Raw genomic sequence first — 13,357 nt, 5'->3', positions numbered from 1 at the left:
CGTCCTCCTAGGCCACCGACTCGGAGAGCACCTTGTGCACCAGCTGGACGCAGACCGAGCCCTCGCCCACCGCGGCGGCGACGCGCTTGACGCTGTTGGCCCGGACGTCGCCGATCGCGAACACGCCGGGCCGGCTGGTCTCGAAAAGCATCGGCGGGCGCGCGAACGGCCAGCGAGCCGCGGCCAGGGCCCCCGCGTCGAGATCCGGACCCGTCTTCACGTATCCCCGATCGTCGAGGGCGACGCAGTCCTGCAGCCACGCGGTGTTCGGGTCGGCGCCGGTCATCATGAAGACGTGCCGGATGTCCGCCGTCGTCTCGGTCCCGTTTCCATCGCGCCAGGTCACCTTCTCCAGCCGCGAGTCCCCCGCCAGCGCCACGATGCGCGTGTTCGTGAGCAGCGTGATTTTGGGCGTCTCCTGGATGCGGTGGATCAGGTAACGCGACATGCTCTGCGCGAGCCCCGCGCCGCGGACCATCATGGTCACGTGGCGGCCCGTCTCCGAGAGGAAGACCGCGGCCTGGCCGGCGGAATTGCCGCCCCCGATGACGATGACGTCCTCACCGCGGCAGAAGAGCGCCTCGACCTGCGTCGCTCCATAATAGACGCCGACCCCCTCGAAACGCGACAGGTTCGGCAGGTCCGGCTTGCGGTACTTGGCCCCGGTCGCGATGACGATCGAGCGGGCCTGGACGACGACGCCTGCGCCGAGCTCCACGCGATAGGGGCGATCGCACCCGAGCCGCGACACGGTGCGGGCCACCGCGAGCTCCGCCCCGAACTTCTCGGCCTGGACGAGGGCGCTGCTGGCGAGGATCTGCCCCGTGACTCCCGTCGGGAAGCCCAGGTAGTTCTCGATCCTGGAGCTCGAGCCGGCCTGCCCGCCCGGCGACCGGGCCTCGAGCACCAGGACATCGAGCCCCTCGGACGCCGCGTAGACGGCGGTCGACAGACCCGCCGGCCCGGCCCCGATGACCGCGACATCGCGCACGACCGCCTCGTTGAGATCGTTCAACCCGAGACAGTCGGCCACGTCTTCGATCGTCGGTTTGCGCAGCACCCGGGTCCCCCGGCAGATGAGGACCGGCACGTCGTCGACACCGACCCCGAACTTGTCGAGCGTCTCCTGGACCGCCGGGTCCCCCTCCAGGTCGAGATATCCGTGCGGCTGGCTGTTGCGGGTCAGGAACTCCCGCAGCGCGAGCGTGCCCGCGCAATGGCGCGAGCCGATGAGGACGATATTCCCCCCGCCCTGGGCCATCAGCGCCAGGCGGCGCAGCATGAACGCGCGCAGGAAGATTTCGCTCAGCTCCGCGTCCGTCTGGATCATCGAGCGCAGCCGGGCCGGAGGCAGCTCGAGCACGCGCGCGGCGCCCCGGGCGCGCGCCCGCACCACCACCGGACGGCCGGACAGGAGGTCGACGTCCCCCGTGAACGCACCGGCGTTGTGCACGGTCACCACGTGATCGGCCCCTGACAGGATCTCGACCTCGCCCCGGACGATCACGTACATCGGCCTGTTGCGATCCCCCGCCTCCCACAGGCTTTCGTCGTCGACGAGATCGCGCTCGCGCGCGAAGGGGGCGATCCGCGCGATCTGCCCCGCGGTCAGGGTGGGGAAGGCCTCAATCTCGGCCGGGGTCATCTCAGCCATTCGTCCGTCACCGTGCCCGCCGTCGCGGTTCCGACGCCGGGTCGAAGCATCCTGAAAACCTGGGCAGAACGGGTCGGCCAGGATTATACTCCTTCGCATCGGGCGAGTCAGGAATCGAGTCCATCCCTCGGCGCGGGAGTCGCGCGACACAGGAGGGCGTCCCATGAACACCATCACGACCAAGGACGGAACGCAGATCTACAAGGACTGGGGCACGGGGCAGCCCGTCGTCCGCCCCGCACGGAATGTGCACGACTCTCAAGTACATGGTGAACGAGGAGCTGATTTCCTTTATCAAGGGCTGATTCTTACGGAGACGAAGCATGCACAAGACCAAGAATGACATTCCCGAGAAAGTCCGCGTTCAGGTGGCGAGCCTCCTCCAGGAGCGTCTGTCGGATGCGGTGGATCTCGTGACGCACGCCAAGCAGGCGCACTGGAACGTCAAGGGGCCGAATTTCATCGCGCTCCACGAGCTGTTCGACAAGGTGTACGAGCATGCGGGGGATTACGCCGATCTGCTCGCCGAGCGCATCCTGCAGCTCGGCGGCACGGCGGAAGGGACGGTCCGCGCCGTGGTGAAGCAATCGCAGCTTCCCGAATATCCCCTGACGATCGCCAGCGGCAAGGAGCACGTCGAATGTCTGTCGCGCAGCCTCGCCTACTTCGGATCGGTGGTGCGCCAGGGAATCGACCGGGCCGACGAGATCGGCGACAAGGACACCGCCGACATCTTCACGGAGATTTCGCGCAACGTCGACAAGGACCTCTGGTTCGTCGAGTCTCACGCCCAGTCGGAGCGCTGAATGGCAACAGGAGACACGATACTGGGTTGACCTGAACTTCACCAGCTACATCAGCCCCATCAAGCGCGTCAGTGGACGAGCGGCGTACCTGGATGCGACGAAGCGCTTCTACTCCATGATCGGCTCGATGGAGGTCAGGGACCTGCTGGTCGACGGGGTCAAGGCCTGCGCCTTGACGCGATACGAGCTCCGGCCGCCCGCCGGCCCTCCCTTCAGCAGCGACGTCGCCTTCGACAGTTCTCCATTCCCAAGTAGCCCGGACCGGGTGGCGGGAACTTCTATCCGGCAGCCGCCATCCGGGCGAACTGCCGTTTCATCGCGTTGACTTGCGCCAGGTAGGCGCCGACGTCGTGGTCGCCGCAGCGCTGGTGGGCGGCCAGGCGGAAGCCGCGCGCCACATAGGCGTCCCCCGCCGTCGGCCCGCACAGGTGGATCACGGCGGCCAGATCCTGCTGCCGCTCGGGGGTGACGCCGGCGACACGATGGCGCTCGATCGCGACGGCGACACCGCGATCCAGGAGGGCCGACGTCATCTCGATCGCATGACTCGGCACGACGCGGCTGTAGAGGACGTTGAACCAGCACGATTTCGCGTCGAGCCACCCGCCGACCTCGACGACCACGTGGTCGTGGATGCAGTAGCGCTTCCCTTCGCTGAACGTCGCGTCCGTCATCTGGTACATGCCGACCGCGCTCGACGCCGGCTGGTACACCTTGAACGGATTCCGGGCCGGACGCCACCGCCAGTACGTCCGCGCCAGGGGGTTGCCCGCCCCTTCGATCTGGGCGAGCGCGGCCAGGAGCGCGGGGGTGATGACGGCGGTCGCATGCTCGTTGAAGAGCGGCGCGTAGCTCTGCCACGTCTCGGCGGGAGATTTTGCGAGAGCGCCGCTGACGGGAAAGAACAGCTCGGTCGGCTTGCGGATCGCCTGATACGCCCAGTTGGCCACGGCCCACACCGCGACGAGAACGATCGCGGTCGCGAGGACCCTGACAGAAGGCGGCGCGGTCCGCAGGGCCCTGATGAAGCGTCGCGCGGACCGGACCAGGCGCCGGCCCCACCGCGCGAGGCGCCGCGCGGTCCCCTTCCGGATCCAACGCGCGCGTCTCCAGCGTGGCCGGCCCCTGGACGCGCGCGCAGGTGAGCGGGAGACCATGGAACGGAAGGTGGGGGCGCCTCAGGCGCGCTGACGGCGCGCCACCAGCAGGACGGTCCCGACCACAATCGCCCCCACGCCGCACCAGGTCGGGACGTTGACGGTTTCCTTGTCCTTCACCGACACCTCGAGCGAGCCTATCTTGAGATCGTGCGACTCCTTGGTGTAGGTGAACCCGCCGTACAGCAGCGCCAATACACCGGCCGCGATCAATACGATGGCGAATATCCTGGTTCGGCTCATGTAAGCCCCACGATACTCCTTCGACCCGTCCTCGAGCAATGTCCGTGCCTCGAAGCCAGAGGTGCGGCCATGTCTCTCAATTTTCTCCTGCTGCTGCTGGTGGCCGGAGTTTGCGGCAGCGTGGCCCAGACGCTCGTCGGGTACTCGCACCGCGGCTGGCTGACGTCGATCGCCCTGGGATTCGTGGGCGCTCTGCTCGGTTCGTGGCTGGCAGGCGCCCTCGGCGTCCGCGAGCTGCTGGCCCTTCACATAGGCGACGGGTCATTCCCAGTCGTCTGGTCGATCATCGGCGCCGCGCTGTTCGTGGTCACGTTGCATCTGGTGCGGCCCAGAGCGGCGGGTTGAGCGTGGAGGGCCGTGCGATGCGTGCGCGGATTCCTAGCGGATCAGACTCTCCTGGACCGCCCTGCGCACCGCTTCGGTTCGGCTGTGCGCGCCGAGCTTCGAAATGATGCTGCTCACGTGCGTTTCGACCGTGCGGGGAGAGATATCCAGGCGGGAGGCGATATCGGCGTTTCGCAGTCCTTCGTGAAGACATTCCAGGACCTCGATCTCCCGGACGGTCAGGTCCCATCTTGAGTTTCGGCCCTCGTTCACCGAATCCGAGGCGTAGCTGCGCATGATCTTCGACGCGATGCGCGGCGGAAGCACGACCCCGCCCCGGGCGATCTCGTCGAGGGCTTCGATGAGATCCTCCTGGGGGCAGTCCTTCAACAGATATCCGTGGATGCCGATGCGGGCAAGGGCGCGGACATACTGGTCGAAGTCATACCCGCTGAGGACGAGAATCTTGACGTCCGGCCACTCGCGACGCAGACGCCGGGCCAGGTCGATGCCGGAGGGCCCCTGCATCCGGATGTCGAGAATCACGATGGAAGGAGCGGTCTGCTGCAGGATCTTGATCGCCTCCTCGGCGCTGGCGGCTTCCCCGACGACCTTGAACCGGCTGTGACGGGCCAGCCGGTTCCGGATTCCCTCGCGGAACATGAGGTGATCATCGACGAGGAGGACCTTGATCGCTGGATTCATTGTTCTCCGTGAACCACGTACGGAATGCGGGCCGAGACCATGGTCCCCGTTCTTCCGTCGGACAGTATCGAGACGCTCCCCCCGACCTGACGGAGGCGCTCGCGCATCCCCGGGATGCCGAGGCCGCGCATCGAATCGCCGGCAAACGCGGCGCCGTTGCCGTCATCGGTGACGGACAGCTCGACGCCGTTGATCGTCCTGGACAGCGAGACGTGGATCGACCTGGCGTGACCGTGCTTCAGGGCGTTGCTCACGGCCTCCTGGGTGACGCGGAAGAGCGCCAGCTCGGTATTCGGCGCCAGGCGATCGTCTTCCGTCATGCCGCGCAGCGTCAAGCGCGGCGTCACGGTGAATCCCTGGGCGGTCTGCTCCAACAGCCACTCGAGGGCCGGGACGAGGCCCAGATCGTCGAGGATGGCCGGCCGGAGGCGGGCGCACACCTCGCGCAATTCCGCCGCAAGCTCGCGGGCCACACCGTTCCTGTCGCGAAGCGCCACGTCGGCGCCGCCGCCGAGCAGAATCGCCTTCTGCAGCGGTCCGTCATGGAGGTCGCGCGCGATTCGCCCGCGCTCGGCCTCCTGCGCGTCCGTCAGGCGCTCGTTCACTTCGCGCAGCTCCGCGAGAAGGCTCGTTTCGCGAATCGCGAGCGCGAGGATCGGGGTGACGGTCTCGACCAGACGCCGCTCCTCGCGGAGGAAGACCTCGCCCCTCTCCTTCGGCCCGAGTACCAGGAAACCCAGCGTGTGGACCCCGGTCTCAAGCCGGGCGATGAGCAGCACGTCGGAGTCCCATCGTGTCTCGGACATTCCGTGCTCGTCAAGATCCATCGCGAGAAGGCGCGGCCGGATATATTCGATGCTCTCGTCCGCGCGCGTTCCGGCCGACGCAGCCACGCGCACCGTCTCGGCGGTCGTCCCCAGGAACAGGAGAACGGCCTCCAGCCGCAGCGACTCCCGCAGTTTCTTCACCATGGCGGCCACGACTTCCTCGACGTGCGCGCTTCCGACAAGATCATTGCGCATGGCCGCCAGCAAGGTCCCCGAGTCGACTTCGTCGTGATAGAAGAGTCGGTCGACCAGGACGCGCACGCCCCGGGACAGGACGTGAAAGAGAAGAGCCCCGAGCGCGACGAGCGCGGCGGTCGACCACGCGGGGTGCGCAGCCCGGAGAACCCCGTCGCCGCGGGAGTCGATCGCGACGACGATGAGGAAGACGACAGCCAGGGTGATCGTCGCCGTGATGCCATGGACCATGCCGCGGTGCACGAGACGGCGGATGCCGAGGACCTGGTGGCGGAGGATGGCGTACGCGAAGGTCAGGGGGATGACGCCCCACAGAATCGCGGTCACGTATCCCGGTGCGATCTCGCTGTGCACGGTGTTTTGCGGAATCAGGGTGAGACCGACGAAGGGAAGCGTGCCGCAGGCGATACCGGCCAGTGCGAGGCGGGCGTCGCGCGCTGACCGTGTGGGGGGGTGGGACAACGTCCTTCGCGCGAGCACGATGAGAGCGGCGAGGATACTCCCCACGAAGTAAATGGCGAAGGCGACCCGCACCTGGCTGTAGAAAGAGGGAAGAATGAAAATGGAGACCAGGTAGCCGGTCAGGAGCAGGCCGCCGGCCAGCCAGAAAAGCCGGAGGACGGTCCGGGGTCCGCTCCACTCCCCCACGAAGGCGGTGGCGAACGCCGGCAGGGCTGTCGCCACCCCCAGGAGGCTCACAAACTGCACCACGAGCGCCCACACGGGATGAGGGCCGCCGGAGGCCGGCGACACTCCAAGCGCGACTCCCGTGAGCCCTGCGAAGAGCGCGAAGAGACGGGCGACTGGCGCATCAGGTCGCCGCACCAGGACGACCGAGCCAAGAAGAGCGAATAGAGCCCCGGTGAGCCAAAGGGAGGCACTAGCCCAGAAAGGCACGTTCATGGCCTCGAACGTCACGCGAGCCAGAACGCTCCGGCCTCCCGGAGCCAGCAGCGCGACCTCCCGCAGAGGATGGAAACCGGCCGCGGCGTGGGCGTCCAGACCGTCGAGCGCGATGACCCGCATGCCGGGGCGGGCGCCGTCGTACCAGGCAAGTCCAGCCGGCATCACCCAGTCGACGCATACATTGTCCCCGCACGGTCCCAACCTGAGACCGAGCCTTCCCGGAGTTTGGATCGCGACGCTTGCGAACGCCACGACCAGAAAAAAGGTCAGGAGGATTGCGGAGGCTCCCAGCCGTGACCCGTCAGGCGACCAGACTGCTCCGTGCGGCGCTGAGAGTAGCCCCAGCGCCCGAGTCCACGCTCTCGAGAAAAGCGACGAGCCCTCCGACCGCATATCCACGCCGCGCCAGCAATGTCAGATCCTCTTTGGCCCGGCTCAAGTACGCATGGGCGAGGATTGCGGCGTAGAGCGGGGCGCCCGAGGACTCGTAAGTATCGCGAATATCGCAGGATAGCATACCATCGGCGGCCGCCGGAGAGTCAATCACCCGGCCGTAGAAGACGACCGGCAGGGTCGCTTTCCGCTGCGCCAGATCGGATGTCTCACCCGGAGCGCACGCGTCGCGCAGGTCATCGACGATCTGCGCGAGCGTGAAGGTGTGATCGCCAAACCGCTCGAAGAGTGCGACAGCGTGTCGGTCCGTTCCGGTGATGCGGGCCGCAAACCCGGTGACGAACCTCCCGAGGCCCCCGGACTTCAAGCGCGTCATCTGAAGTGCCTCCTCGAGGGTCGCTCCTGCCCGTCCCTGGAGCGCGGCGTCGAGGAACTGGCCCGCGCACGCCTCGCTGTACGCCCGGCAGAAGTGATCCATCGCGGCGCCTCGATCGGGAGAGTCGGCGGCCGCCTCCACCGCCGCGGCCGCTCCCGCAGTCAGGAGGGCGATCGCCAGGCCAAGATCCTCGCTCCGGTTCGCACCAGGCGTCGCGTCGGCCACTTCGTCGAAGACGAACGCCGCCTCCATCTGGAGCTCCACCGCCGCGGCGGCCAGAAGCGCTGTCCTCCCGATCGGCTCGCGGCTCACTGTTTCGAGAACCATGAGCGCGAGCGTGCCGGCCCGGCACGATGCGTCTGGGTGGAGAACGTATCCGGGCCGACCGAGCAACTTCAGAAGAGCCTCGTGGAGCGTCGTCGCGATCCGCGCCGCGATCACGTCCCGGATTTGCCCGCGCAGGGGTCCTAGAAGGGCGTCAGATCCAAGGATGCGGGCCGACACTGGGTCCGTCCTCTTTCATTATTCTCGCGCGTTGCCGCAGAGAAGCCACGGCGCGAGCCAACTCCTCGAGCCCGGCGCGGGAAAGCCGGACCTCGAGATCGTGAAGAGAAATGGAGCCATTGGATCGTCGTGAGCCCATGACCGCTTCGGCGAGTGCTGTGACTTGCATGGAAGGCCCTCCCTGTGTCGTCGAGGGTAGTGTGCAGATCCGCGCCCCGGAAGGCATCGGGGGTGGCTCCCGACCACCGTCCGTGATTGCACGGACGCGCTTTCGCGGGAAGGGGGTGGTTTCCTCGGCAGAATTTCCACGTACGTGGCCCCCCCGGATCCACGGATGACTTCGCCCGTGCGTGCGTACTAAAACATCTCGAACCTGGAAGGTGACACGCTGATGAGACACGAGTTCCCCGCGTGGCGGCACCGCCGTCTACGCGCCCGATGGTCATGACCCGGGGATGAGGGTCATCGCCAGGCGGCGGCCGCCCAAACGCCGAGCACGCGCTGGTCCCGCCTCGTCGAAGGCAGTCACGCGCGCAGAGCAGGTCCGCCTGGCTCAGAGGATGGAGACGATCGGCAGGCTCGCGAGCGGCCTGGCGCACGACTTCAACAACCTGCTCACTGCGATTCTCGGTCAATGCGAACTCCTGCTCAGGCGTCTTCCCGTGGAGGAGCCCTCCAGGACCGGCATCGAGGAAATCCGCATCGCCGGCGAGCGGGCGGCGGGCCTCACCCGGCAGCTCCTCGCCTATAGCCGCAGGCAGGTCCTGAAGCCCCAGGTGCTCGACCTGAACTCGAGCGTCACCAAGATGATTCCCATGCTCCGACGCCTGATCGGCGAGACCATCGAGCTGAACCCGGCGCTCCAGCCGGACCTGGGACACGTCGAGGCGGACCCCAGCCAGGTCGAGCAGATCATCATGAACCTGGTCGTGAACGCGCGTGACTCAATGCCGCACGGCGGCCGGGTCGTCGTCGAGACGTCGAACGCCGATCTCGATGAGACCTTCGCGAAGAAGCACGTCCCCACCCGGCCGGGGAGCTACGTCATGCTCGCCGTGAGCGATACAGGCAGCGGCATGGATCTGGCGACCCAGGCGCGCATCTTCGAGCCGTTCTTCACGACCAAGCAGCTCGGCAAGGGGACGGGGCTCGGTCTGGCGACCGTCTACGGGATCGTCAAGCAGAGCGACGGCTACATCTGGGTCTACAGCGAACCCAGGATGGGTTCCACCTTCAAGATTTACCTGCCGCGCGTGGATGGGGAGGTCTCCCCGGAGGAGGCCGCTGAGACGACCCCGCCGCTTCCGAGCGGCTCAGAGACAGTGCTCCTCGTCGAAGACGATCGAACCGTGCGGTTGCTGGCCGGTGAAATGCTGCGGATCAACGGCTACAATGTTCTCCAGGCGCGCAACGGCCGCGAGGCGCTCGATCTCGTCCGCGGCCACGATCATCCCATCCATCTCCTCCTCACCGACGTCGTCATGCCGCAGATGAGCGGCCGCCAGCTGGCCGAGAGCGTCGCCGACATCCAACCCGGGATCCGCGTGCTCTACATGTCCGGGTACACGGATGGCGTGATCGCCCATCACGGCGTGCTCGACGATGGTGTGGCCTACCTTCAGAAACCGTTCACCGCGGACTTTCTGGCCCGCAAGGTGCGCGAGGTGCTCGACGCCCGGGCGGCCCGCAGGTCCGCCGGCACCGCGAAGGACGGGTGAGGGAGCGTCCAATCTCCGCGTCAGGTATTCCCCCGACACGCCCTGCAGTAGTATTCACGCGAGCCTATCCAGTAATCACCTGATAGCCCCCGTCTCGATTGTGACGTAGTTTCCGCCCGCCTTAAGGGAAACAACCGAGCCCGAAGACTCCCGTCCATGGAGGGGGGAAAATGAAGAGCCGAACCTTGGTGCTGCTCGCGGCCATTTCCTGGATTCTCCCGATCTGCGCATGGCTTTTGGCCGCCACGCCGCCGTCGGGGACCCTTACGGACGCGTCCGGTCCCGTCAATTACACGTCCGGTCCATTCACCGGCGTCAATCCGACCCCGGTGCTCTTTGTGGACAGCGGCCCCGAATGCCTCAATCCCGTCCAGCCTTGCGATGATTTCGCCCTGACGGTGACGCTGCCGTCGGGTTATGCCGCCGCGCATCCGAACGCCGCGATCAAGGTGACGATGAGCTGGATCGATGCCGGCAGCGGCAAGTCGGACTACGACCTCTACATCTATAAGGGGACCGTCATCAACACGGACGGCAGCCAGACGGCCGATTACCAGTCGGCCAGCAGCGCGAATCCCGAGGTCGCGACCATCAGCCCGGTCGCCGATGGCACGAGGACATTCACCGTGAAGGTCGTGCCGTACACGCCGACCGGCGAGAGCGTCAGCGTGAAGATTGAGTTGCTCTCGGGATCGGGGGGCGGTGGCAGCGGCTTCGGCGGCCCGGATCCGACGGCGCCGGGCGTGCCGCGCTACCGGAATTTCTACGCGCCGGAGGGGACCTCGGCCGAGAACGGCTCGCAAGGGGAGTTCAACATCGGGTTCAACCCGCACAGCGGGCGCATCCTGACGATGAATCTCGGGCCGATCTGGCGCCTCACGCCGGCGGAGCTGTTGACCCCGGCCCTGCCGGAATGCTGCGAGGCTCTCTGGGAGGACCGATCGACTCTCACCACCAACCTGGGGCTCGACCCGATCCTGTTCACGGATCAGAAGAGCGGACGCACCTTCGCCTCGAACTCGACTGCTGGAGCCAACGCGGTCTACGCCTATAGCGACAACGATGGGGATTTGTGGATCGAGGTCGGCGCTGGCCCGCCCGACGGCGGCGCCGATCACGAGACGATCGGGACCGGACCGTTCCCCGCGTCCCTGTCCGTTCTGGGCACACCGCTGAACCAGGGCGAGAACACGCTGTACTGCTCGCAGGACGTCGTCGGCCCGGCGATGTGCCAGCGCAGCCTCGACCTCGGCATGACCTGGGGCCCCGGCGTGCCGGCCTATACGGGGAGCGGTCCCCAGGGCTGCGGCGGTCTGCACGGCCACGTGCACGTTGCGCCGAACGGCACGGCCTGGCTGCCGGTCAGGCAGTGCAACGGCAGACAGGGAGGGGTGACGAGCACCGATGCGGGCACGACCTGGACCGAATTCGTGGTCGGCGGGAGCCTGTCCCAGCCCCAGGGGGCCGATCCCTCCGTGGCGATCGACAGCGACAGCACCGCTTATTACTGCTACGTCAACAACGAGCCGGTGCCGGCCGGCAATCCGCCCGAAGGGCATGTCCACGTCAAGGTCAGCCATGACGGCGGCCTGACCTGGATCAATGACTTCGACATCGGCGCGTCGCACGGGATCAAGAACGCCGTGCACACCGAGGCGATCGGCGGCAGCCCGGGCCGTGCCGCCTGCGGCTTCATCGGCTCGAATGTGGCCGGCGACTACCAGGCGAACAGTTTCCCGGGGATCTGGTACGCGTTCATCGCCACGACCTATGACGGCGGCAGGACCTGGGTCACGGTCAACGCCACGCCCAACGATCCGGTCCAGAGCACGACCGGGGTGTGGCAGCAGGGTGGCAGCCACCAGGACCGTAACCTGCTGGACTTCAATGAAATCACCGTGGACGACAAGGGCCGCGTCCTGTACGGCTACAGCGACGGTTGCGTGAGCCCGGGATGCGTCGCCGGCACGGCGGAGAACGATTTCACCGCCTTCATGCGCGTGGCGCGGCAGTCGGGCGGCAAGGGGCTGTTCGCCGCCAACGACACGGTCGAGCCGGTGGCTCCAAAGCCCCCGTGTCTGTCCGGAACACGCGATGCGGCCGGCTCGCATCTGAGCTGGAAGGCGCCGGACAACGGCGGCTCCGACATCGTCGACTACCAGATCTTCCGCGGGACCTCGCCCGGGAGCGAGGTCTTCCTTGGACAGACCGGCAACGTCAAGACCACCTTCGACGATGCGACGGCCGATCCCTCGGTCGCACACTACTACTACGTGGTCAAGGCGCAGAACGCGGTCGGCGCCGGCGGCTCGAGTGACGAGGTCAACCTGACCGTGGCGATCCCGCCACCGCCGGAGAACGTCTGCGCCCTGCCGGGCCTCACCAGGCTCACCGACCCCTCGGGGGACACCAGCGCCGTGGTGGGGATCACGACGACGCCGGCCCCGCCCGGGTCGGACCTGCTGTCGTTCCAGATCTCGCAGCCCTATTCCACGGACGGAGTCGTCAGGCTGGCCTTCACCATCAACACCGACGCGGGAGAATCGCCGCAGCCTGCGGGCTCGGCCTGGTACGTCGCGATGAAGATACCCGACCCCGCCCCGGCCACGACCTTTCATTACAGGGGCGTGCACATGGCCTGGCCAGGGCCGACGCCGGTCTTCCAGTCCTACACCCCGGGCCCGAACTCCGGCGGTGGAATCGACGGTCGCTTCGTGACCCCCGGAACAGCCAGACCTGCCGAGGCGAGCAGCAGCTATGCTTCGCCCTTCAGCAGGGTCGTCATCGTCGTCAAGGCGAGCGATCTGGGCCTGAACCCCGGGGACACGATCAGCGGCTTCGTCTCGGGAGTGTCGCAGAGCAGCGACCCCGCGAACATCGGCGCCGGCGCGACGGCGCTCTACGATCAGATGCCCGACAGCCTGGCGTTCACCGGCACGTACACAGTGCGGACCAATCAGGCCTGCAGCCCGGAAGGCCCGCCGGTGGCGGTGCTCCAGGCGACTCCGAACACCGGCTGCGCGCCGCTGTCGGTCACCTTCGATGGATCGCAATCGTACGATCCGGACGGCGACGCGATCGTCTCCTACCGGTTCGACTTCGGCGACGGAAGCGCGCCCGTGACGCAGTCTTCGCCGACCACGACCCACGCCTACGGGACCGCCGGCGATTACTCGGCGACGCTTCAAGTCACCTGCTCGCGCGACGCCGTGGGCAGCAAGACGGCGCAGGCGCTGGTCTCGGTCGCGGCCCCTCCCGCAGCGCCGGTCATCACGGCCCCCTCGACAGCAAGACCCAATCAGTCGGGGCTGATCGCCTCGGTGGCGAGCCATTCGGGCAGCCGCTACAACTGGAGCATCTCGAACGGCACGATCACCGCCGGCCAGGGCACCAGCCGGATCAGGTTCACGGCGGGCACCAAAGGAAGTGTCACGCTCTCGGTGACCGAGATCTCGGCCGCGGGCTGCGTCTCCCCCGCGGGCACGGCGACCGTGACCATAGGCAGGAAGTAAGGCACCTTGTCCCGGCCTCCCCGGCCGGCCCGATCAC

General features: G+C 67.2%; 11 protein-coding genes. 5 read left to right on the top strand and 6 right to left on the bottom strand.

Going from position 1 to position 13,357, the window contains the following annotated elements:
- Positions 1-7: 7 nt before the first annotated feature.
- Positions 8-1,654 carry an FAD-dependent oxidoreductase gene (locus VEW47_00445; GenBank protein ID HYS03637.1) on the bottom strand — a complete coding sequence of 549 codons (1,647 nt, stop codon included), beginning with the start codon at positions 1,652-1,654 and terminating at the stop codon, positions 8-10.
- A gap of 163 nt (positions 1,655-1,817) precedes the next feature.
- Between VEW47_00445 and VEW47_00440 the strand changes: the two genes are divergently transcribed.
- On the top strand, positions 1,818-1,997 hold the full coding sequence (locus tag VEW47_00440) for a hypothetical protein (GenBank protein HYS03636.1): 180 nt from the start codon (positions 1,818-1,820) through the stop codon (positions 1,995-1,997).
- The gene (gene dps / locus VEW47_00435) at positions 1,978-2,460 is read left to right on the top strand and encodes a DNA starvation/stationary phase protection protein Dps (GenBank protein ID HYS03635.1); all 483 of its coding nucleotides are present in this window, start codon (positions 1,978-1,980) and stop codon (positions 2,458-2,460) included. Before VEW47_00440 ends, dps begins: the two co-directional genes overlap by 20 nt.
- Positions 2,461-2,738: 278 nt before the next feature.
- Here the strand turns inward: dps and VEW47_00430 are convergent, their stop codons facing one another.
- Both VEW47_00430 and VEW47_00425 read right to left on the bottom strand, forming a co-directional pair.
- Positions 2,739-3,410, bottom strand: a complete 672-nt coding sequence (locus VEW47_00430; protein ID HYS03634.1) for a lytic transglycosylase domain-containing protein — start codon at positions 3,408-3,410, stop codon at positions 2,739-2,741.
- Positions 3,411-3,638: 228 nt separating this feature from the next.
- A complete protein-coding gene (locus VEW47_00425) occupies positions 3,639-3,860 on the bottom strand; it encodes a hypothetical protein (GenBank protein HYS03633.1) in 222 nt (73 codons plus the stop codon).
- 69 nt (positions 3,861-3,929) lie between these two features.
- Between VEW47_00425 and VEW47_00420 the strand changes: the two genes are divergently transcribed.
- Complete coding sequence (locus tag VEW47_00420) at positions 3,930-4,205, top strand: GlsB/YeaQ/YmgE family stress response membrane protein (protein ID HYS03632.1); 276 nt, start codon at positions 3,930-3,932, stop codon at positions 4,203-4,205.
- 33 nt (positions 4,206-4,238) lie between these two features.
- Here VEW47_00420 and VEW47_00415 read toward each other — a convergent pair whose 3' ends face one another.
- The 3 genes from VEW47_00415 to VEW47_00405 all read right to left on the bottom strand — a co-directional run bounded on the left by VEW47_00415 (position 4,239) and on the right by VEW47_00405 (position 8,027).
- A complete protein-coding gene (locus VEW47_00415) occupies positions 4,239-4,889 on the bottom strand; it encodes a response regulator transcription factor (GenBank protein ID HYS03631.1) in 651 nt (216 codons plus the stop codon).
- Complete coding sequence (locus tag VEW47_00410) at positions 4,886-6,979, bottom strand: ATP-binding protein (protein HYS03630.1); 2,094 nt, start codon at positions 6,977-6,979, stop codon at positions 4,886-4,888. The genes VEW47_00415 and VEW47_00410 overlap by 4 nt, the downstream gene beginning before the upstream one ends.
- Before the next feature lie 139 nt (positions 6,980-7,118).
- Complete coding sequence (locus VEW47_00405; protein ID HYS03629.1) at positions 7,119-8,027, bottom strand: polyprenyl synthetase family protein; 909 nt, start codon at positions 8,025-8,027, stop codon at positions 7,119-7,121.
- Between the two features lie 623 nt (positions 8,028-8,650).
- Here VEW47_00405 and VEW47_00400 point away from each other — a divergent pair.
- Together VEW47_00400 and VEW47_00395 are read left to right on the top strand one after the other, a co-directional pair.
- A complete protein-coding gene (locus VEW47_00400; GenBank protein HYS03628.1) occupies positions 8,651-9,808 on the top strand; it encodes an ATP-binding protein in 1,158 nt (385 codons plus the stop codon).
- 170 nt (positions 9,809-9,978) lie between these two features.
- The gene (locus tag VEW47_00395; GenBank protein ID HYS03627.1) at positions 9,979-13,320 is read left to right on the top strand and encodes a PKD domain-containing protein; all 3,342 of its coding nucleotides are present in this window, start codon (positions 9,979-9,981) and stop codon (positions 13,318-13,320) included.
- The last annotated feature ends 37 nt before the right edge of the window (positions 13,321-13,357 follow it).

The sequence above is a fragment of the Candidatus Dormiibacterota bacterium genome (assembly GCA_035635555.1).
Classification (GTDB): domain Bacteria; phylum Acidobacteriota; class Polarisedimenticolia; order Gp22-AA2; family Gp22-AA2; genus Gp22-AA3.
This window is presented reverse-complemented; position numbering and strand designations above follow the sequence as displayed.